General features: G+C 40.5%; 16 protein-coding genes. 13 read left to right on the top strand and 3 right to left on the bottom strand.

Going from position 1 to position 21,366, the window contains the following annotated elements:
* Positions 1 to 20 precede the first annotated feature (20 nt).
* Positions 21 to 5,774 carry a DUF3320 domain-containing protein gene (locus DXC23_RS01430; RefSeq protein WP_242997372.1) on the bottom strand — a complete coding sequence of 1,918 codons (5,754 nt, stop codon included), beginning with the start codon at positions 5,772 to 5,774 and terminating at the stop codon, positions 21 to 23.
* Positions 5,775 to 5,988: 214 nt separating this feature from the next.
* Between DXC23_RS01430 and DXC23_RS01425 the strand changes: the two genes are divergently transcribed.
* On the top strand, positions 5,989 to 7,068 hold the full coding sequence (locus tag DXC23_RS01425; RefSeq protein WP_117704432.1) for an RING finger protein: 1,080 nt from the start codon (positions 5,989 to 5,991) through the stop codon (positions 7,066 to 7,068).
* A 21-nt stretch (positions 7,069 to 7,089) separates the two neighbouring features.
* The gene (galU, locus tag DXC23_RS01420; RefSeq protein WP_117704431.1) at positions 7,090 to 7,962 is read left to right on the top strand and encodes a UTP--glucose-1-phosphate uridylyltransferase GalU; all 873 of its coding nucleotides are present in this window, start codon (positions 7,090 to 7,092) and stop codon (positions 7,960 to 7,962) included.
* Positions 7,963 to 8,173: 211 nt separating this feature from the next.
* On the opposite strand, the gene DXC23_RS01415 is transcribed toward galU, so the two are convergent.
* Positions 8,174 to 9,001, bottom strand: a complete 828-nt coding sequence (locus DXC23_RS01415; protein ID WP_117704430.1) for a histidinol-phosphatase HisJ family protein — start codon at positions 8,999 to 9,001, stop codon at positions 8,174 to 8,176.
* Positions 9,002 to 9,166: 165 nt separating this feature from the next.
* Between DXC23_RS01415 and DXC23_RS01410 the strand changes: the two genes are divergently transcribed.
* From DXC23_RS01410 to DXC23_RS01360, 11 genes are all read left to right on the top strand, one after another.
* Complete coding sequence (locus tag DXC23_RS01410) at positions 9,167 to 9,436, top strand: ACT domain-containing protein (protein WP_117704429.1); 270 nt, start codon at positions 9,167 to 9,169, stop codon at positions 9,434 to 9,436.
* A gap of 36 nt (positions 9,437 to 9,472) precedes the next feature.
* A complete protein-coding gene (locus DXC23_RS01405) occupies positions 9,473 to 10,834 on the top strand; it encodes a PFL family protein (RefSeq protein WP_117704428.1) in 1,362 nt (453 codons plus the stop codon).
* A 17-nt stretch (positions 10,835 to 10,851) separates the two neighbouring features.
* Positions 10,852 to 11,160 carry a hypothetical protein gene (locus DXC23_RS01400; protein ID WP_117704427.1) on the top strand — a complete coding sequence of 103 codons (309 nt, stop codon included), beginning with the start codon at positions 10,852 to 10,854 and terminating at the stop codon, positions 11,158 to 11,160.
* A gap of 45 nt (positions 11,161 to 11,205) precedes the next feature.
* Positions 11,206 to 12,240, top strand: coding sequence for a V-type ATPase subunit (locus DXC23_RS01395; RefSeq protein ID WP_117704426.1), 1,035 nt, complete (start codon positions 11,206 to 11,208; stop codon positions 12,238 to 12,240).
* Between the two features lie 34 nt (positions 12,241 to 12,274).
* Positions 12,275 to 14,218 carry a V-type ATPase 116kDa subunit family protein gene (locus DXC23_RS01390; protein WP_117704425.1) on the top strand — a complete coding sequence of 648 codons (1,944 nt, stop codon included), beginning with the start codon at positions 12,275 to 12,277 and terminating at the stop codon, positions 14,216 to 14,218.
* 66 nt (positions 14,219 to 14,284) lie between these two features.
* Positions 14,285 to 14,722 carry an ATP synthase subunit C gene (locus tag DXC23_RS01385; protein WP_117704424.1) on the top strand — a complete coding sequence of 146 codons (438 nt, stop codon included), beginning with the start codon at positions 14,285 to 14,287 and terminating at the stop codon, positions 14,720 to 14,722.
* 27 nt (positions 14,723 to 14,749) lie between these two features.
* Positions 14,750 to 15,058: a V-type ATP synthase subunit F gene (locus DXC23_RS01380; RefSeq protein WP_117704423.1), complete on the top strand. Its 309-nt coding sequence runs from the start codon at positions 14,750 to 14,752 to the stop codon at positions 15,056 to 15,058.
* Between the two features lie 21 nt (positions 15,059 to 15,079).
* Positions 15,080 to 15,676: a hypothetical protein gene (locus tag DXC23_RS01375; protein ID WP_117704422.1), complete on the top strand. Its 597-nt coding sequence runs from the start codon at positions 15,080 to 15,082 to the stop codon at positions 15,674 to 15,676.
* Between the two features lie 41 nt (positions 15,677 to 15,717).
* On the top strand, positions 15,718 to 17,469 hold the full coding sequence (locus DXC23_RS01370) for a V-type ATP synthase subunit A (RefSeq protein WP_117704421.1): 1,752 nt from the start codon (positions 15,718 to 15,720) through the stop codon (positions 17,467 to 17,469).
* Between the two features lie 14 nt (positions 17,470 to 17,483).
* Positions 17,484 to 18,860 carry a V-type ATP synthase subunit B gene (locus tag DXC23_RS01365; RefSeq protein WP_117704420.1) on the top strand — a complete coding sequence of 459 codons (1,377 nt, stop codon included), beginning with the start codon at positions 17,484 to 17,486 and terminating at the stop codon, positions 18,858 to 18,860.
* Between the two features lie 27 nt (positions 18,861 to 18,887).
* Positions 18,888 to 19,550 (top strand): V-type ATP synthase subunit D, encoded by a 663-nt coding sequence (locus tag DXC23_RS01360; protein ID WP_117704419.1) that lies wholly within the window; start codon positions 18,888 to 18,890, stop codon positions 19,548 to 19,550.
* A 659-nt stretch (positions 19,551 to 20,209) separates the two neighbouring features.
* Here DXC23_RS01360 and DXC23_RS01355 read toward each other — a convergent pair.
* On the bottom strand, positions 20,210 to 21,316 hold the full coding sequence (locus tag DXC23_RS01355; protein ID WP_117704418.1) for an SLC13 family permease: 1,107 nt from the start codon (positions 21,314 to 21,316) through the stop codon (positions 20,210 to 20,212).
* Between the last annotated feature and the right edge of the window lie 50 nt (positions 21,317 to 21,366).

Below are 21,366 nucleotides of genomic sequence, written 5' to 3'. Positions count from 1 at the left end.
ATTCCCCTATCGCAATATAATTATGTTTTATCCGTAATTTTTCCGTCCGGCATAGCGCTCAATTCGCCCTTGGTAATTGCGCTGTCAACAGCATATCCGATTGTTATATCAATCAAATTGCCTGTACGGTTAAAGCCAAACTTCTTAGAGGTTTCTTTTATAAGGTCGGTTTTATTCATACACCCCTGCTCGCAAAGCACATCTTTTGAGGCATTTAATATTTCGTTTGAAGAAATATCATCTATGCTGCGCTTGTTTTCGGTTTGCTCAGATACCCTGTAAATATCGTATTCCTCGGGTTTCTGTTCAGGCTGCCATACGAAAAGCACGCCGTTGTCTGAGGTTTCAAAGTGCATTATTCTGCCGAGAACTCTGTCGAGGATTGCCTCTGCCCTATTGCCCGAGCGAGAAATTCCGTAGGCTGAAAGCACGCTTTTATACAAGGATTTTTTGCTTATAGGTGCTTGTGCGGAAATGATTTTGAACATCAGCTTTTGAATATCCACCTCTGACGATGCCGCATAAAAGCTGTCTGAATTGCCTAGAATCGGTATATTCACATCTTCGTACTTTCTCATTCTGCAGTTTTCAAATGAAGAGGTGTCGAGTTTTTCAAACTCAAAGGTTTTGGCTTTGTTCTGTTCGCCGACTTCGTGCTTAGTATTTTTATCGGCAACGGCATTTTCGATTTCCGACTTTATTTTGTCGATAACACGAGCGGAATTATCAAGCCAGTCGAGAGTCCAAACACGCATAATTTTCCAGCCAAGACCTGCAAGCACATCGGGCTGTAAAACAAATCTGTCCTTTGAAGTTGCGGAATTTTTGCAGTTTTCGCCGTCGGCAAGTATGCCGAGCAAATAGTTGCCGGAATTTTCGGGATCTACAATGCCAATGTCTATCTTATATTCCGAACAGCCGATATTGCAGTTTACTTTATAGCCGAGCTTTTCGATTGCCGCTGCGATTTCAGTAATTACACTGTTGTTGGCAGTTGATGAAACCGTACCGTCTGAAACGGCTCTATTTCTGTTTTGACCTGCGAATTTCAAAAAGCCTTTAAGTCCCTCAACACCGAGCGCCCTTGTGCGTGACAAATCAATCTGCTCAGGAGTAAGGGTTGAATAAACTATCATTTCGTACCTTGCTCTTGAAATTGCTACATTAAGTCTGCGCCAGCCGCCGTCACGATTTAGAGGGCCGAAATTCATAGAAACCTTGCCGTTTTTATCAGGGCCGTATCCGACAGAGAAAAGAATTATATCTCGCTCATCGCCCTGCACATTTTCAAGGTTTTTAACAAATACAGGCTCCGCCGACTCGCTGTCGAATTTTTCAAGTTCGGGGTGCTTTGAAAATTCATCTGCGAGCATATCTTCAATTAAATTCTGCTGAATAACATTGAATGTAACAACACCTATGCTCTTTGTGCGCAGCTCTTCGTCTGAAAGTCTGCGGATAATCTCGTTTACAACAGCCTCTGCCTCTGCCTTGTTCTGCTTAGTGCCGCCCTTATCGTAATAGCCGTCAATGTGTATCAGCTTAACTGCCGATACCCTGTCGTTTGGTGACGGGAAGGTATAAAGTTTATTGTCATAATACTTAATATTGCTGTATGCAATAAGGCTTTCGTGGCGAGAACGATAATGCCATTTGAGGTACATTTGCGGCATAGAAATAGAAAGACAATCATCAAGCAGACTTTCGAGATCCTCGTTTTCAATATTTTCTTCATCAATGCGGTTCGACTTAAAGAAACTTGTAGGTGGCAGCTGGTTTGGATCTCCGACTACTACCACATTTTCGCCCCTTGCAATAGTACCTACCGCCTCGCTTGTAGGCAGCTGTGACGCCTCGTCAAATACTACAAGGTCAAACTTAGGGAATGACGGGTCAATATACTGAGCAACCGAAATCGGGCTCATAAGCATACACGGGCAAAGTCTGCGCAGCAATGCCGGAATTTCATTAAACAGCTTTCTTATAGATATTGCCCTGCCGTTGCTCTTAATGGCTCTTTTAAGTAAACCAAGTTCGGAAGATGATGCGCCTGCCGAACCCGATACAGGCACTTGCGCCGACAAGGTTGCCACAAGCTCCTGAACAGTAAGCTGAGAATACTCGTCTATTAATGAATGGTATTCCTTTATTGTCTGCTCAAAGCTGTTACTTCTGAATGTGCTTAGGCTTTCGTCAGACGAAATATATTTAAGCGCAAGGGCATAGTAAATATTACACTTAAATGCGCTTACTGCGTCCGATTTATCAAGAACACCGCTCTCAACAGCGTTGCAAATGCACTCAAGGTTTTCGTTTCTGAGCTTTTCCCTGTTTGCGTTATACTCGGTAACAGCATAGAGTTTGTCAATATTTTGGCTTAGATTTTCAAGTATGTTATTCGACTCTTTGAAAAGGTCTGCGTTCTGTGCATCGTGTAAATTAACCTTTACCGTATCGGCAAAAACTTTCCACTTCAGCAAATAATTTTCAACACAACCTGCGTCAAAACTAAGCTGTGAAAGATTAACTCTTGAAACAGATGACAGTATTGCCCTCTTTTCGTAATCATTATAAGGCATAAGCGCATTGTAAACAGCATTGGTTTTATCAATAGCATTTTTAAAATCAGCGCCCAATTCGTTTAAAATAAAGCAAAGCTCGTTAGCGCTTTTTACATTATCGCTATGCAATTTATTAAAGCTGATAAGTCGCTGATACCACTCGGTAATATTTTCCTTGGTAACGGCATTAGGAATAATGCAATACTGCGAAATATCTTTCAACAGTTTTTTCTGCTTTGAAATTCGGCTCAAAATCCAACTCGACTGTGCGGCGTTCCAATCGTTGAGTGCCTGAAGCGAGTTAAACTGATATATGCCGCTTGTAAATACCTTTTCAAGCTCTTGGCTTTCGTTATTCTCGGCACAAGTATTATTGTAGTGTGCATTGAGCTTTTGAACCAAAGCGTTGTAGTTGCTGTCAAGAATAAGTGTGGGAGAAAAGGCAGAATTTATAAGCAAGGTCTTGCAAAGATTTAAAAGGTCTGCAATATTCTTTTCGCTGTAATTATAATTAAGATTTAGGCCGTCAGAGATTTTATCAATGCTTGCTTTTGCGTTGCTGTAAAGATTAAGCAAGCTAAGCGATTGAGAGTAAATCTGCTCTCTGAGCGGTATAGAATATTCCGTAAGAGAAATATCTTTAAGCGGATTATTTACGATATCACCCACTGCGTCAACCGAATTTGCATAGCCTGTGATATACGATGAAAGCAAATCTATTTTATCTTCGGTTATACTGCTCACAAGCTCCTGCGGAATAATTACTTTACTTTTAAAATCCGCATAGCTTTCATACTGCTCTATTGCGTCATAAACTGAAATATTGCTGTCGTGCTTTTTGTGAAGTCCGTCAATTACACCGTTCATATCTGCACGCATAGCTTTTAGTCTGTCTGCCGATGCCTTGTATTTTTCGGGGTGCTTGATTCTGCCTACCTCAAGACTTTTTTCAAGCTGAGAAAGCACACTGCTCTTGCTTGCCTTGTTGGAGTGAAGTTCAAGGCAGAACGGTGCAAGTCCTATATTTTCAAGTCTGTGCTGAACTACATTGAGAGCCGCCATTTTTTCCGCAACAAAAAGTACAGACTTGCCATGATAAAGCGCATTTGCAATAAGGTTTGTAATGGTCTGCGATTTACCTGTTCCCGGAGGGCCGTGAAGTACAAAACTCTTGCCCTTTGCCGCCTCTGCAATGGCGAGCATCTGTGATGAGTCAGCGCTAAGCGGAATAGCCAAATCATCGGGCGCAATGCGTTCGTCAAGGTCTGTAACCTTGAGCGGATTTTCTTCGTGCTCAACAATAATTTTCTTGTCTATAAGTCCCGACACAACCTTGTTTTGTTTCAGCTCATCAGCACGATTTCTCAGGTCATTCCACATTACAAACTGACCGAACGAAAACTGACCGAGGCAGGCTGTATCTACAACATTCCAACGCTTTTTGTCAAGAATACAGTTGCGTATTGTATTGAAAACGAGCGGAATGTCTGTGCCATGCTCGTCCTCGGGAAGTGGGTCAAGGCTCGGCACTTTAAGTTCGAATATCTGCCTCAAATACTCTATTAATGTAACATTAATCTGTGTTTCTTCCTGTCTGCTCCTTAAAACATAGCCTTTGTTGTGTGAGCTTTTCACAAGCTCGACAGGAATCATAATAAGCGGCGCATAGCGTGGCTTTTCAGAAATGTCGCTTTCATACCACTTCAAAAATCCGAGTGCAAGGAAAAGGGTATTTGAGCCGTTTTCCTCAAGACTTGTTTTTGTGGTTCTGTAAATATTTTTAAGTGATTTTTCAAGCTCTTCTGCGTGCATTACGGCGCAAATTCGCTTGCTTTTAAATTCTTCCCTTGCAATATTGGTTGCAAGGTCGTTTTCGTTTTCAATCTCATACAGTCTTGCATCTCTAAGCGACCTTGTCCATTCGCTCGGCAGCTCTCTGATTGCAAATGAAGTTCCGTCCGAAAGGCTATCCTCAAGCAAGGCGAGGTCATAAGTTAAAAGCGGCAAAGCGGTCTTAGTAATCTTGAAATTCAAAAGTGAATTTCTTAAGCTGAAATCAAGCAGCTTTCGCTCCCACATTTGAACTCTTGAAAGTGAGCCTTCCTCGTAATCTATTACTCCTATTTGCGACCTGTTGAGTGCCTGAGGTGCTGTTGCCTGATAATCGGGCATAGGAGTATCCGAGCCTGCACTGCCCTGAAATTGATTGTTGGCTATTCTCTGCGGAATAGGTCTAAGACCGCCCGCCCTTGAGCGCCTTACATCAACAGCGCAAATAAAGCTGCCCGAATCAAGGAGATTGTCTTTGCCATGCTTTACGGCTTTGTCAAAATCAACATTCTTGCTTGCCGTAAAATCAGTACACTCAACAAGCAAAATATCTTCGTTTCCGCTGACTGTGCGCTTATCGATAGCCGAATAATCATCAATCACGCAATCGGCAAAGGTTTCCTCTTCAAGGCGACAGCCGCAGTATGCGTGACCTTTTTTTATCATTATTAAAGGGAAAAGTCCTGCCGCCTCAAGACAAGAGGCATATGTAACCGCAAGGTCAAGGCAAGTTCCCTGCCTGTTCTCAATTACGGAATACGGAAGCCGCACACGCTGACCTAATCTTTCGTAGCTCGGCGGAACATTGTTGTATACAATATTTTGTGACTGCAAAGCCGCATAAATAGCCGCCATCTGTACCTTTACCTCATCTGCACTTCTTGTAAGATAGCCTGTAATCTTAGGGCGTTTGCCCCACTTTGCCATATACTCGCTTGCTTTTGACAGCATATTAGATACTGTCGGGTGGTTTGGCGTAACAAATGCCGCTATCAGCTCAGGCATAAGGAAACAGCCTGTCCACTGGTCGAACGCAAGCAGATCTATATTTGTGGAGTCACTGCTGATAAGCTCGTCATCGCACCAAAGCTCAACACTCAGCTGAGCTACCATTCTTTCGGTAAGAGAAAATAAAAATTCAGTTGACAGCACAATTTTTACGGGACTTACATCCACCTCGGTATGCGCAGGCAGAACATCTACCGTATGGGTATATTCCTTTGCAAATTCAGGCTCAAAGGAAATTTTTAAAATCACATTTTTAATTTCCTCGTCACTGTTATTTTTTATCAATATATTTCGTACAAGCGGAACATAGTTTTGCTGCATTGCAAGATTCATTGCACCAAAGGTTTCCACTTGAAATGTTATTTTGTCATTCACAAGCAATCCTCCTTGCTTAAAGTCACTAATCATCTTTATTATATCATAATCAACAATTTAATACAATGTTTTATATATAAATATATTCCTTTTGCAAACAAATAATAATATTCACAAATCGCACATCAAAATAAAATAATTAAAGCAAATTTTAGTTGCATTTAATAAGATTATTTGTTATAATTAGATTGTATAAAAATACCCGGAGGCAATTATGGATTTTTATAAATATAAATGCCCTGTTTGCAACAAGCAGTTCAAAGAGAGCGATGATATAGTAGTTTGTCCCGATTGCGGCGCACCGCACCATAGAGAATGTTGGGAAAAAGAAGGAAAGTGCTGCTATAACGATAAACACTCAGAAGATTTTTCTTTTGAAAATTTTCAGGAAAGCAATAATTCAGATAACAGCGGCGACGAAAATGCCGACTGCGAGTCTGAAGTGATTTGTCAGGTATGCGGTCATCCAAATGACAGCACCTTGTTTTACTGCGAGCACTGCGGCGCTCCTTTACTAAAGGATAACAATCAAAGCAATAATTCCGCAAACAACACAAATGTACCGCCTGAGGCAAACGGTTTTCCTTTTGGTCAGCCTCAGCAAAACGGCGGCATACCTTTTATAGCTTTTGACCCGATGGCAGGCTTTAAGGCCGATGAAAAAATCGCCGATGATGTTACCGCAGGCGAGGTTTCAAAATTTGTTGGAAAAAACACAAATTATTTTATGCGTGTTTTCGGCTCGATTATGAGAACCAATAAATCCCGTTTCAGCTTTGTATCGGCTATTTTGCCGGGCGCTTATATGCTTTACAGAAAAATGTATGCAATCGGCATTTTTGTATCGGTAATTGTAATCGCTCTGCTTGCCGGCACTTTAATTATTCAGTCAACACCTGAATATACAGAGGCTTACAACATTTATATTGATAATTACAGCGCATTACTGCAGGGAACATACAGCGGTGCAAATTTCAGTGATTTGTTCAGCGGTATGTCATCTACAAATATTTTTTACTTTTCTATCCCCTACATTCTCGGGGCAATCAGATTAGCCGTTATGCTTATCTGCGGATTCAGAACCAACAGAATGTACTACAAGCACTGCATAAAGAAGATTTCTTCAATCAAAAAATACGCAGCAAGTTTTGACAAAGAATCAGAAGAGGAATCACTCAAAACAAAATCTACAATCAACGAGCAGATAGAAAACAAGGGTGGTGTAAACCTTGCCATGGCAGTTGTGGCAACATTTGTATTTCTGGCAATCATCTATATGCCACTGTTCGTTTAATACAAATTTTCGGAGGATAATATGAAGATCACAAAAGCAGTTATTCCGGCGGCAGGACTTGGCACACGAGTTCTTCCTGCAACAAAATCAATGCCTAAAGAAATGCTGCCTATCGTTGACAAGCCAACAATTCAGTATATAGTTGAAGAGGCTGTTGCGGCAGGTATCACTGATATTCTCATTGTTACAAACAGAGGAAAGGGCATTATTGAAGACCACTTTGACGCATCTCCAGAACTTGAGGCAAACCTTGAAAAAAGCGGCAAACTCGAATTTCTCAAGACAGTAAGAGAGATTTCCAATCTTGCCAACATCACTTTCATTCGCCAAAAGGAAATGAAAGGCTTGGGACACGCAATATTAAAGGCAAAGTCATTTGTAGGCAACGAGCCGTTTGCGGTACTTTTCGGTGACGGCGCAATTATTGGTGAAAAGCCGGCTATCGGTCAGCTAATTGAACACTACGGCGAGTTTGGCAATGGTGTTGTCGGCGTTAAAAAGGTTGACGCTAAAGACATTCACAAGTACGGCTCACTCAAGGTAGAGCATATTCATGATAATGTATTCAAATGCACAGATATGAAAGAAAAGCCGCAGACACCTGAGGAGGTGCTTTCGCTCTACTCTATCATAGACAGATGCGTACTCCCTGCCGAGATTTTTGAAATTCTTGAGAGAACAAAGCCGGGTGCAGGCGGTGAAATTCAGCTTACAGACGCAATGCGTGAAATTGCAATTACCGAGGGTATGACTGCCGTTGAGTTCGAGGGCAGAAGATACGATATGGGCAACAAGTTCGGTATTCTTCAGGCACAAATCGAAGTAGGTCTTGAACACCCCGAAACAAAAGACCAGCTCAGAGAATACATAAAAGAGCTTGCTAAAACTTTATAATTAAAATTTAATCTTTTAAGCTAAAATATAACAGACATTTCCAACTTTTGAGAAATGTCTGTTTTTTATTTGTTTTTACGGCATTTATTAGAATTTTATTTACTTTGTGTCTATTAATACACACCATAGCTAAAATTAGTGCTTGAAATATTTTTAACTTGCGTTATAATATGATAAACAACACAATATCTATTAAAATATACGATATAGTTTAATTGATATCTATCGGAATTGAAACCGGCTTACGCTTTTCAAAAATTGTATAAGACCTAAAACCGCATTTGTACGCAAGTCTTATGCCCTCCTCTATTCCGTTGCCGACTGCACTGCTTGTGTGTGCGTCACTTCCGAGAGTAATCATCCTGCCGCCAAGTTCATAATAACGCCTGAGCTGAAATTCATCGGGCAAGGTTCTTCCGATTGGTTTAAACAAACCCGAGGTATTTATCTCAAGCGCTTTTTTATTTGAAATCAGCGTTTTGTAAATATCATCAATTACATCCTGATACGGCGTCAGGTCGGGATATTCGCCTGTTGTTTCAAAAATATATCTTAAAGGATATGTAAGATGAGCAAGGCTGTCAAAGTCACTGAAGGTCGCTGTTTCTGCAAGTTCATTAAAGTATAGTTTCAAAATTTCGGAAATATTACAATTATTAAAGTCGATAAAATAGAAATCTTCCATATTTTTTAAATTGTGCAAAGATGCTAAAACAAAGTCAAAATCGCCAAAAGAAAGTGCTTTTTCGGTACATTCCGGATCGTGCATAGGCTCACCGAGCTCTATTCCGCATAAAACCTTGATTTTTTGTCTGTATTTTGCCTGAGCTTTTTTTGTCTGCAAATAAGACATCGGGATTTTCTCGTTAAAATCTCCAAATTCTTCATTATAGCCGAACTTCATAAAAGGTGCTTCGCAATGGTCGGTTATTGCTATTGCGTAAAATCCCTTATTTACGGCAGAATTACACATTTCTTCAACCGAGCTTTCTGCGTCAAATGAATTGTTTGAATGGGTGTGAACATCACATAAAATCATAGCTATCAGCCCTCCGTAATAAATAATACCATATTCGCCAAATTTATGCAATATAAGGCTTTACTTTATCGGGTTTTAGTTATATAATAGGGTAGTGATATAAAACAATCATACAATACTTTTGCAAGAATAAAATTCGTTTCTTGCAAAACACGGAGGTAACTTATGAAAGCTATTATTACAGTAATCGGTAAGGACACAGTCGGAATACTTGCAAAGGTATCAGCTACCTGCGCTGCCGACGACGCAAATATCGTTGAGGTAACACAGAGCGTTCTTCAGGATATGTTTGCAATGGTTATGCTTATTGAATTCAACGAGGAAAAGATTGATTTTGAAAAGCTCAGAACTGACCTTGACGCAGTCGGAGAGGCTACTGCTACTAAGATTCATGTAATGCACGAAGATATTTTCAATAGTATGCACAGAATTTAATTTGCCCTTAAATATGTATTGAAAGGATAAACACCTATGCTCGAAACAAAAGATATACTTGAAACTATCAATATGATTGATAACGAAAATCTCGATGTAAGAACAATTACAATGGGCATTTCACTTTTAGACTGTATTGATGATGATATTGATAAAGCCTGCACTAAGGTTTATGACAAAATCTGCCGTTCTGCTAAGGACCTCGTTAAAACAGGCGAGGATATCCAAAAGGAGTACGGTATTCCTATTATAAATAAAAGAATTTCTGTTACACCTATCGCAATGGTGGCTGCACCGTGTCAGAGCAAAAAGGTTGTAAAATTTGCTCACGCACTCGACAAGGCTGCTAAGGAACTCGGCGTAAACTTCATCGGCGGTTACTCTGCACTTGTTCAAAAAGGTTTTGCAAGCGGTGACTATGCGCTTATAGAGAGTATTCCGGAGGCACTTGCCACAACCGATTTTGTATGCTCTTCGGTTAATATCGGTTCAACAAAAGCCGGTATCAATATGGACGCAGTTAAAATGATGGGTAAAACAGTGGTAGAGGCTGCACAGGCTACCGCAGACCGTGATTGTATCGGTGCGGCAAAGCTTGTAGTATTCTGTAACGCTCCTGAGGATAACCCGTTTATGGCAGGAGCTTTCCATGGTGTCGGCGAGGCCGACACAGTTATTAATGTCGGTGTTTCAGGCCCCGGCGTAGTAAGAGCTGCTCTTGCTAAGGGCGGCGAAGGCAAAAATATTGCCGAAATCGCCGATATGGTTAAGAAAACCGCATTTAAAATCACAAGAATGGGTCAGCTTGTTGCTAAAGAGGCAAGCAAAAGACTTTGCGTACCTTTTGGTATCGTTGACCTTTCACTTGCACCTACACCGGCAGTCGGCGATAGTGTTGCACATATTCTTGAAGAAATGGGACTTGAAGTATGCGGATGTCACGGCACAACTGCTGCTCTTGCTCTCCTCAACGATGCTGTTAAAAAAGGCGGCGTAATGGCCTCGTCACATGTTGGCGGACTCAGCGGTGCTTTTATTCCGGTGTCTGAGGATGCAGGTATGATTTATGCGGCTGAAAACGGATATCTTGACATAACTAAGCTTGAGGCTATGACAGCCGTTTGCTCAGTTGGTCTTGATATGATTATTGTACCGGGTGACACAAGTGCCGAGGTTATCTCTGCTATTATTGCAGACGAAGCAGCTATCGGTATGGTAAACACTAAGACAACCGCTGTCAGACTTATTCCTGCTATTGGTAAGAAAGCCGGCGAAACTCTTAACTTTGGCGGACTTCTCGGCTATGGCCCTGTAATGCCGCTCAGAAAAGGCTCGCCTGCCGAATTTATCAACAGAGGAGGAAGAATTCCTGCACCGCTTCAGGCTCTCAAGAACTAAACTCAGGGGGTGATTTTTTGAAGGATATGATTAAACAGATTGTTGAGGCAGACGCCGAGGCAAAAGCCTTCGATGAAGAAAATCAGAAAAACAAAGAAGCTCTTGCTAAGGAAATCGACGCTCAGGCAAAGGTAATCTATGATTCCTATATGTCAAAAGCTGAAGAAACCATTGAGCGACAGAGTGCTTATATTGACAAAGATATCCGTCATCAGTGGCAGGATACCCGTCAGAAACATAAATCTGTTTTAATTAAACTTAAGTCTGATTTCGAGGCAAACGCTGACAAATGGTCAGATGAAATTGCTAAGCGTACAATCGGATAACTATCCATTTATTAAGCATATTATTTTAAAGGAGGTGCGAAAGCTGTGTCTTCCACTTCGTTTGCGGTGCTTACAAAGGCAAGAGCAAAGTTTGGCAAAAGGCTCACCGAAAAGGACTACAACAACCTGCTTAACTCAAACAGTGTGGCAGAGGTTATGTCTTACCTGAAGTCTTATACTCACTATGCGGAGGCATTGCGTGATGTAAATGAGCGTGATGTTCACCGTGGCAGACTTGAGGTGCTTTTAAGGCAGCATCTTTTCTATGAGTTTGACTCGCTTTGCAGATACGATTCACAAATGAGCACCGGCTTTTCAGCATATGTTATAAGCAGAACCGAGATAGAGCAGATAATGCGCTTTCTCACTTTGCTGAATACTTCATCAACTGAAAAATTTATTTATCAGTATCCGACATATTTTTCAAAGCACACAGAGATTGACCTGCAAAAACTTGCGCTTGCAAGAAACTATGATGAGTTTCTCTCTGTTTTAAGCAACACAAAGTATGCGCAGATTTTCACCAAGTATCAGCCTGATGAAAATAATCTTTTGCCGATTTCGGATATTGAAAACGACCTTTATACTTTTGTTTTCTCAAATCTTAAAAAGGTTATAAAAAGCAAGACCAAAGGCACTGAAAGAAGAGAGCTTATGGAGCTTTTTACAGTAATTAATGATTACAACAACTTCTCTCGTGTGTTAAGACTTAAAAAATACTATAACCTTTCACCTGAGCAAATAAAAAGTAATCTGCTCTACCCTTTCTCAGGTATCAGCGAAAAAATCATTGACAGAATGTGCAGTGCGGAATCCTCCGGAGAAGTTTTCTCAGTAATGCAGGAAACCCACACAGGCAAGATGATTGAGCAAATCGGTTATGTTTACGCAAGTGACATCAGCCCGAGAGTTAAATACAAGCTTGCAAGAAAGAATATGTATTTCTCAAACAACCCTTCTGTTGTAATGATTTCATATATGTTCGTTGCCGAAACCGAGCTTATGAATATCATAACCTTGATTGAAGGTACACGATACAAACTTGATTCTAAAAAAATACAGTCCCTGCTTATTGTATAAGTAAGCAGTACCACTAACAAAGAGGTGATTTTATTTGGCTGTATCAACCATGCAAGCTGTTAATATAATCGGCTTTATGGATGAGATTGACGATGTAATTACCGTATTGGGTGAGTCGGGTGTATTTCACCCCGATGAAGTGTCTGTTTTTTACAACAACACCCAAGGCTTTTCGCATCTTCAGACAAAAAATATCTATGCCGAACATCTCACTAACCTCAAGGCGTCGTTAGGACTTACAAAAAGACAGTTTCCGCTTGTCGATGTAAGCAATTTCAACCCTACCTATCAGGATATTAAATTGTTTTGCAATAAGATTTGCGATGAACTAAACGAGCTTGTCGAAGACAGAGATTTTGCCGCCGAGCAGTTGCTTGAGGCTAAGCAAAACCTTGACGAAACCAAGCACTTTGTCGGACTTGACATTGAAATAGAAAAGCTGCTTGAGCTTAAATATGTAAATGCAAGATTCGGCAGACTTCCTAAAGACAGCTATGTAAAACTCGAAAACTATAAGGACGATCCTTATATTGATTTTTCGGTATGTACGGAAGATAAGGCTTATTATTGGGGCGTTTATCTTGCTCCGGCTGATAAGACAGAAGAAATTGACAGAGTTTTTTCAAGTCTTTTCTTTGAGAGATGTGACATAATCGGTGTTAATTCAACGCCAACTCTGCATATGAAAAAACTTACGGCACTTATTCCCCACCTTGAGGATGTTTACAAGGATACCGAAAAGCGTATTGACGATTATCTTTCAATGAACAGAGAAAGAATTTTAAAATATTTGTCAAAGCTTGAGGAGCTTTCAATGTACTCAACCATCAGAACAAAGGCTTTGCAGTACAACAAGAGCTTTATCATTGTAGGCTGGGTGCCGACCGAATTTGCAAAACCGCTTAAAAAACGACTTTGCAAGCATAGAAGTGTTACAGTTGAATTTTCAGACGCAAAGAACGAGATTAAAAAATCTCCGCCTGTAAAACTTAAAAACTGTTTCCTTGCACGACCGTTTGAGTTCTACACCTCAATGTACGGCGTGCCAAAATACAACGAAATTGACCCGTCACTTTTTGTAGCGATTACTTACATTATTATATTCGGTATTATGTTTGCCGATGTAGGTCAGGGTATCTGCCTTACCATTGTAGGTATATTAATGTATAAAATCAAAAAGATGGCAATCGGTAAAATACTTGCACCATGCGGTATTTCATCTGCATTCTTCGGACTTGTGTTCGGCAGTGTGTTCGGATTTGAGCATTTGCTCGACCCAATGTATAAGGCTCTCTTCGGACTTGAAGAAAAGCCGATTGAGGTTATGAGCTCCGAAATGGCAACCAAGATTATTCTTGTGGCTATCGGAATCGGTGTGTTCCTCTTGATTATTGCAATGTGTCTTAATGTTTACACATCAATTCGTCAAAAGGACTACGGCAGAGCATTGTTCAGCACTAGCGGTGTAGCAGGTATAATTTTTTACAGTGCAATAGTATTCGGCATTGCAGGTCAGCTTTTGTTTGGACTCCCTGTATTCAGCGCTCCTTACATTATTTGCCTGATTGTAATTCCGTTTATCTTAATTTTCTTTGCCGAACCGCTTGGCGGATTGGTAAACAGAGAACCTGACTGGAAACCCGAAAGCTGGAAGGACTACATTGTTGAAAATATTTTTGAATCAATAGAAGTTCTTTTGAGCTATGTAACAAATACAATGAGCTTTTTGCGTGTAGGCGCATTCGTTCTTGTGCACGCAGGTATGATGATGGTTGTATTTGTTCTTGCAGAAACCGCAGGCCCTATTGCCTACTGGCCAATTGTTGTAGTAGGTAATGTTATAGTAATGGTACTTGAGGCTCTCCTTGTTGCAATTCAGGTATTAAGACTTGAATACTATGAGCTTTTCAGCCGTTTCTATTCCGGCGAAGGCAGACCATACGAGCCTGTCAAGCTAAAACTTACACAAAACGGTTAAATTTTATTTCAGATAAAATTTAATTATATATTTTATTGTTTATTTATTTTTTGGAGGTAAATCATTATGAGCATCTTAAATTTAGTTATGTTGGCACTCCCTGTTGTATTTCTTGTAGCATCAGTAATTGTAGCTGTAAAGGCTTATGAAAAAGGTCACAACAGAAAGAAAACAGTTTTAATGCAGATTGCTTCATTCGCAGCAGTATTTGCAATTTGCCTTCTCTGCCCAATCGTAGCAGGCGCAGCAGATGCAAATACAGTTTCAGAGGCAGTACAGGTTGCTCAGCAGTCATCTAAGAGCTTTGCATATATCGGCGCAGCTATCGCAGTTGGTCTTTCATGTATCGGTGGTGGTATTGCCGTAGGTAACGCAGCTCCTGCAGCTATCGGCGCAACAAGCGAAGATCCTAAGGCATTTGGTAAAGCAATTATCTTCGTTGCTCTTGGTGAAGGTGTTGCCCTTTACGGTATGCTTATCTCAATCTTGATTCTCTTCAGCTAATTGAAGAAATAAAGGATATGACGAAAAATGAAATTTTTTCTTATAAGCGATAATGTTGATACAAAAATGGGTATGCGTTTTGCAGGTATTGACGGTGTAGTTGTTCATACGGAAGAAGAGGTTACACGAGAGCTTACTAAGGCTATGGAGAGAGAAGATGTGGCTGTTATTCTTATGACAGAAACTCTTGTTTCTCTCTGCCCTGACCTTATCTATGACCTAAAGCTCAACCGTAAAAAGCCTTTGATTGTAGAAATCCCCGACCGCCATGGCAACGGACGCACCAAAGACAGTATCACAAAATATGTTCAGGACGCTATCGGCGTAAAACTCTGAATGAGCTGAGAGGTTATTAATATGGAAAATACCACAAAAACTGATAACTTTTTGCAAGCTATACAAAGATATACCGAAGAACAAAAGTCTATTGCCAATACTGAAGTTGAGCTTTTAAAGGAAGAAAAGCTCAAGAAAGCCGAAGAAAACGGCAAGCGTGACAGTGAAAAATACATACAGCAACAGCTTGAGGCTAAAAAGTATGTAGAAACAAGCAAACTTGCCAGACTTGTTCAGGAAAGTCAGAAAAAACTCTTTAGAGAAAGAGCAAAAATGACTGACGAAGTATTTGAAATGGCTGCACAAAAGCTAAATAAATACACTGAAACAAAAGAATATAAATTAAAACTTGTTGATAGTGCAAGACAGATTGCAGAGCTTTTTGAAGATAACCGTTGCGTTGTGTATATCAACGAAAAGGATATGAAATATTCAACAGAAATCCTATCTGTATTTCATGGAATGGCTGAGCTTGTTACAGACAATTCCATTAAAATAGGCGGACTTAAAGGCTACTGTAAGTCAATGAGAATTGTTGCCGATGAAACACTCGACACAAAGCTCTCTGCACAGAGAGAATGGTTTATTGAGAACTCAGGTCTGAGCGTTCTTAACTAATTGACCTTCTTGATTTTATCCGAAAGAAGATGGTAATACAAATGGAAAATAATGTTATTTATGGAATTAACGGACCTGTTGTTACCGTAAAAGATGCTGATTGCTTTGAAATGATGGAAATGGTACATGTAGGTGACCAAAACCTTGTTGGCGAGGTAATCGGTATAACTTCTGATTTTACCACAATTCAGGTATATGAAGAAACAACCGGTCTTAAGCCGGGAGATATCGTTACAGGTACAGGCGCACCTATGAATGTACTTCTCGGACCGGGAATAATTGATAATATTTTTGACGGAATTGAGCGTCCTCTTAAGGCTATTGAGGAACAGGCAGGCGCTTTCATCGACAGAGGTGCATCGGTATCTTCTCTTGATGACAAAAAGCTCTGGAATGTTACAATCAAAGTTAAAGTCGGCGACAGACTTGAGGGCGGTCAGATTTATGCTACACTCCCCGAAACACCAATCATTGAACACAGACTTATGGTTCACCCTGAGCTTTCAGGCGTTGTAACTAAGGTTATGCCTGACGGTCAGTACAAACTTTTTGACACAATTGTTGTTATTAAAGATGATAACGGTGTTGAGCACAACCTTACACTTTGCCAGAAATGGCCTATCAGAACTGCTCGTCCTGTAAAGGACAGACTTGCGTCATCTATTCCGCTTATTACAGGTCAGAGAGTTATTGACTCTCTCTTCCCTATTGCTAAGGGCGGTACAGCCGCAATTCCTGGCGGTTTCGGTACAGGTAAAACTATGACACAGCACCAGCTCGCAAAATGGTGCGACGCTGATATTATTATTTATGTAGGCTGCGGTGAGCGTGGCAACGAGATGAGCCAGGTACTCGAAGAATTTTCTGAGCTTATTGACCCTAAGTCACAACGTCCTATGACAGACAGAACTGTACTTATTGCCAACACATCAAATATGCCTGTTGCCGCTCGTGAGGCGTCTATTTACACAGGCATTACACTTGGCGAGTATTACAGAGATATGGGCTACCATGTAGCTATGATGGCTGACTCAACATCTCGTTGGGCAGAGGCTCTTCGTGAAATTTCAGGCCGACTTGAGGAAATGCCTGCCGAGGAAGGTTTCCCGGCTTACTTGCCGTCAAGACTTGCCGAGTTCTATGAGCGTGGCGGTCGTGCAGAAGTTCTCTCAGGCGGAGAGGGTTCTGTAACACTTATCGGTGCGGTTTCTCCGCAGGGTTCAGACTTCTCTGAGCCTGTTACTCAGAATACAAAGAGATTTACCCGTTGTTTCTGGGCACTTGATAAGTCGCTTGCTTATTCAAGACATTATCCTGCTATCAACTGGATGAACAGTTACAGCGAATATTTCAATGACCTTGACCCTTGGTTTGAGGAAAACCTTGGCAAGGACTTTATAGAGTATCGTAACAGAATCAGTGCACTTCTTCAGGAAGAAAGCTCGCTTATGGAAATCGTAAAGCTCATTGGTTCGGATGTACTTCCTGATGACCAAAAGCTCGTAATTGAGGCAGCAAGAGTTGTTCGTGTAGGTTTCTTACAGCAAAATGCTTTCCACGCTGACGATACATATGTTCCGCTTGAAAAGCAGAAACTTATGATGAAAACAATTCTTCACCTTTATGACAAGGCTAAGAAGGTTGTTGCAAAGGAAATCCCTATTTCAAAGGTAATTGAACTTGGTTTGTTTGATAAGCTCACAAAGATGAAATACGATATTCCTAACAGTAAGCCTGAGCTTTTTGATGAATATATCAAAGAAATTGACGAAAAGCTTGACTCAATTATGTAAGGAGGAAACGCACAATGATTATAGATTATGTCGGCGTTAAAGAAATTAACGGCTCACTCATAGTTCTTGACGGAGTAAAAGGCGTTTCCAACGAGGAAATTGTTGATATCCGCCTTGAAAACGGCACAGTAAGACAGGGCCGTGTCGTACAGATTGAGGGCGAAAAGATTGTTGTTCAGGTATTTGAGGGCACAAGAAGAATCAGCCTTACAAATACAAGGACAAGACTTACAGGTCACCCAATGGAAATGCCTCTTTCTCCTGAAATCATCGGTCGTGTACTTGACGGTGCAGGCAGACCTATTGACGGACTCGGAGATATTTTCCCTGTAAAGCGTGCTAACATTAACGGCACTCCTATCAACCCTGTTTCAAGAATTTATCCTAAGAACTACATCAACACAGGTATTTCTACCATTGATACACTTATGACACTTATCAGAGGTCAGAAACTTCCTATCTTTTCAGGTACAGGTATGAAGCACAACGACCTTGCGGTACAGATTGTTCGTCAGGCAAAAATCAGCGGTGCAAACGCAAACAACTTCTGCGTTGTATTCGCCGCAATGGGTGTTCAGAAGGATGTTGCCGAATACTTCAGAAAGAGCTTTGAGGAAAGCGGCGTACTTTCAAGAGTTGTAATGCTCTTAAACCTTTCTAACGACCCAATCATCGAGAGAACACTTACACCAAGATGTGCTCTTACTATTGCCGAGTACCTTGCCTTTGAGCTTGAGATGCATGTTCTTGTTATTATGACAGATATGACCTCATACGCCGAGGCACTTCGTGAGTTCTCATCATCAAAGGGTGAAATTCCTGCAAGAAAAGGTTATCCTGGTTATCTTTACTCAGACCTTGCTTCACTTTATGAGCGTGCAGGTATGATTAAGGGCAAGAACGGTTCTGTTACTCAGATTCCTATTCTTACAATGCCTAATGATGATATTACTCACCCAATTCCTGACCTTACCGGTTACATTACAGAGGGTCAGATTGTACTTGACCGTTCATTACAGGGACAGGGACTTTACCCACCTGTAAGCGTATTGCCGTCACTTTCCCGTCTTATGAAGGACGGTATCGGTGAAGGCTACACAAGAGGCGACCATCAGGCGCTTGCAAACCAGCTCTTTGCGTCATATGCAAAGGTAATTGACGCTCGTTCACTTGCATCTGTTATCGGTGAGGAGGAGCTTTCCCCTATCGACAAAAAGTACATTGAATTTGGCAGACTGTTTGAATCAAAGTTTGTTAATCAGGGATTCAATGAAAACAGAAGTATCGAACAGAGCCTTGACCTTGGTTGGGAGTTGCTTTCTACTCTGCCAAGATCTGAACTTGACCGTGTTGACGATCAGATTCTTGACAAATATTATGTTGAGAAATAAACCGTCAGAAAGGAGTGCTGAGCATTTATGGCTGTACAGGCTGTACCTACAAAAGGTAATCTGATGAACACCAAAAAGTCGCTTGCTCTTGCCAAAAACGGCTATGAACTGCTTGACCGTAAGCGTAACATTCTCATAAGAGAGATGATGACGCTTATTGACCACGCCAATGCAATTCAGGAAAAGATTGACAACGCATATGAAGAGGCTTACATAGCACTTCAGACTGCCAATGTAACAAACGGCTTTTGCGATGACCTTTCAAACACGATTCCTGAGGAAGACTCATTAAAACTTGATTCAAGAAGTGTAATGGGTGTAGAAATCCCTATTCTCACCATAGATGAGAAAAAACCTCAGACCTACCTGCACTACGGACTGCGACTTACAAACTCCGGTATAGATAAGACCTACGAAAAGTTTTCAGAGGTTAAGTATCTTACCGCCGAGCTTGCCGAGATAGAAAACAGTGTTTACCGACTTGCAGTATCAATCAAGAAAACTCAGAAAAGAGCCAACGCTCTTAAAAACATTATGATTCCTAAATTTGAAGAAACCGTAAAGTTTATTTCCGATGCTCTTGATGAAAAGGAAAGAGAAGAATTCAGCCGTCTTAAGGTTATTAAGAGAACTAAGCTTAAAAAAGCTCAGGCTGAAAAAGAAAAACAAGCAAAAGCAGCTAATGCTTAATAAAACCCCCACTCTGAGTAATCGGAGTGGGGGTTTTTGCTGCGATAAGGCAGGAATATTAAATTAAAAGTCAGCCAACTAACTAAGGAAAAATTGGTTCTTTATAAAAAGTTGGGGTAAATTATGGTTTAACGGATTATCGGTCGGGAAACAAAGTAAGTTAAATTTCAAACTTTCCGCCCGAAGTTAAAAGTTTGGTCAACCTTTTCAAAGGTTGTGGGTGTGGGCAACGCCAACAAATGCTTTCTCTTTACGCAATCTAACGATAGCCAAACGGCTTGCCGTTTGGTGGCTGAAAAATAATAGCGAAAGCCTTTAAAAGCGAAAGCAACTAAGGAGAAAAGCTACGCTACTAAAACTACTAATTTGCCACTTTTAAAGGGCAAATTAGCCACAACTGAAAACTATTGCGTCCTTTAAAGTATATTTTCTCTACTGAAACTCAAGTGTAACTTTCTCGCTCTCTGCCACCCATTAGTCTTAACTTTTATTTACTCCTAAAGTTTTGAAAAATCTAAAGTTTAGTTATTCTATGATATAATTTAAACTTTTTATTTTTATTTAAAATAAGTTCGTTTTTATCATTTTATGGGCAATGCCCAAACCTGCAACCCTTTAAAAAGGGTTGACCTAAATTTTATGTTTTGTCGGTGCTTGCATTATTTAACAACAACCCACAAAGCGAGATTTGCTGCTAAAAATACCACATTAAGCAATGTAAACACACCAAGGTATTTTGCAATGCTTACGCTTTCCTTTTGAATAAATTTAAACGAAATTAAACTCGCCATAGATGCAATCAATGTGCCGAGTCCGCCTATATTTACGCCTATCATTAAAGCGGCGGCATTGCATGTAAAGCCTGAAAGCAAAATTGCGGCAGGAACATTTGAGAACACCTGACTTGCAAGCACCCCTACTACTACCTCGTTTCCGCCTACTATCTCAGAAAGCCAGCTGTTTATCTGCGCTATATTTCCGAGATTTCCTATGAATATAAAAAGGAACACAAAGGTAAACAGGAGGCTGTAATCCACCTTTAAAAGCACCTTTCTGTCAAATATAAGCACAAATACTATTACAGCCGCAAGCAATACAATGTAGTTCAGCACTCTGAATACGCTTAGCAGTGCTATTGCAAAAAGAACGGCATACATTGTCAAAAGCCTTTTGTCAAAGATAACTTCTTCCCTGTCGCCTAAATTTGCAAGTTCCGATTTATCAGAAAACAGCGAAAAAATTACAAGCAAGCCTAATGAAAGCATTGCGTACGGAGCAATCGTATAAAAGAAATCTGAAATACTCATATTGTATGCCGAAAACAAATATAGATTTTGCGGATTGCCAATCGGTGTGAGCATACTGCCGAGGTTTGCCGCTATTGTTTCAAGCGTTACCACAAATATCATTCTGTTTTGCTTATTCGCAAGTTTTAAAAGCACAACCGAAAAAGGCACAAATGTTATCAATGCGACATCATTAGTAATCAGCATTGAGCTGAAAAAGCACAATAAAACAAGCAAAAGTGTAACACCACGCATTGTTTTTGCCTTATTCAGCAAATTTTTCGCAAGCAGTCGGAAAATTCCCATTTTGTTTAGACCTGCCATTATTGTCATAAGCGAAAACAAAAGTCCGAGTGTGCAAAAATCTATGTAATCAAAATATTTTTCACTCGGCGGCACAAAGAACATTGAAATCAGCGCAAGCACGAACGAAACGCTGAGTACAATTTCTTTCTTTAAAAAATCAATTATCCTGTTCATTTATAAAATCACCATAAAAAGCGGTATGAGAAATCCCATACCGCCTAAAT

Source organism: Eubacterium sp. OM08-24, from assembly GCF_003438075.1.
Taxonomy (GTDB): Bacteria; Bacillota; Clostridia; order Oscillospirales; family Acutalibacteraceae; genus Ruminococcoides.
This window is presented reverse-complemented; position numbering and strand designations above follow the sequence as displayed.

Bases quoted from the DNA above. Each gene is read 5' to 3' on its own strand.
- DXC23_RS01370 (WP_117704421.1), top strand. From the start codon at position 15,718: ATGGAAAATAATGTTATTTATGGAATTAACGGACCTGTTGTTACCGTA.
- DXC23_RS01355 (WP_117704418.1), bottom strand. From the start codon at position 21,316: ATGAACAGGATAATTGATTTTTTAAAGAAAGAAATTGTACTCAGCGTT.
- DXC23_RS01375 (WP_117704422.1), top strand. From the start codon at position 15,080: ATGGAAAATACCACAAAAACTGATAACTTTTTGCAAGCTATACAAAGA.
- DXC23_RS01365 (WP_117704420.1), top strand. From the start codon at position 17,484: ATGATTATAGATTATGTCGGCGTTAAAGAAATTAACGGCTCACTCATA.
- DXC23_RS01360 (WP_117704419.1), top strand. From the start codon at position 18,888: ATGGCTGTACAGGCTGTACCTACAAAAGGTAATCTGATGAACACCAAA.
- DXC23_RS01410 (WP_117704429.1), top strand. From the start codon at position 9,167: ATGAAAGCTATTATTACAGTAATCGGTAAGGACACAGTCGGAATACTT.
- galU (WP_117704431.1), top strand. From the start codon at position 7,090: ATGAAGATCACAAAAGCAGTTATTCCGGCGGCAGGACTTGGCACACGA.
- DXC23_RS01380 (WP_117704423.1), top strand. From the start codon at position 14,750: ATGAAATTTTTTCTTATAAGCGATAATGTTGATACAAAAATGGGTATG.
- DXC23_RS01405 (WP_117704428.1), top strand. From the start codon at position 9,473: ATGCTCGAAACAAAAGATATACTTGAAACTATCAATATGATTGATAAC.
- DXC23_RS01385 (WP_117704424.1), top strand. From the start codon at position 14,285: ATGAGCATCTTAAATTTAGTTATGTTGGCACTCCCTGTTGTATTTCTT.
- DXC23_RS01425 (WP_117704432.1), top strand. From the start codon at position 5,989: ATGGATTTTTATAAATATAAATGCCCTGTTTGCAACAAGCAGTTCAAA.
- DXC23_RS01415 (WP_117704430.1), bottom strand. From the start codon at position 9,001: ATGATTTTATGTGATGTTCACACCCATTCAAACAATTCATTTGACGCA.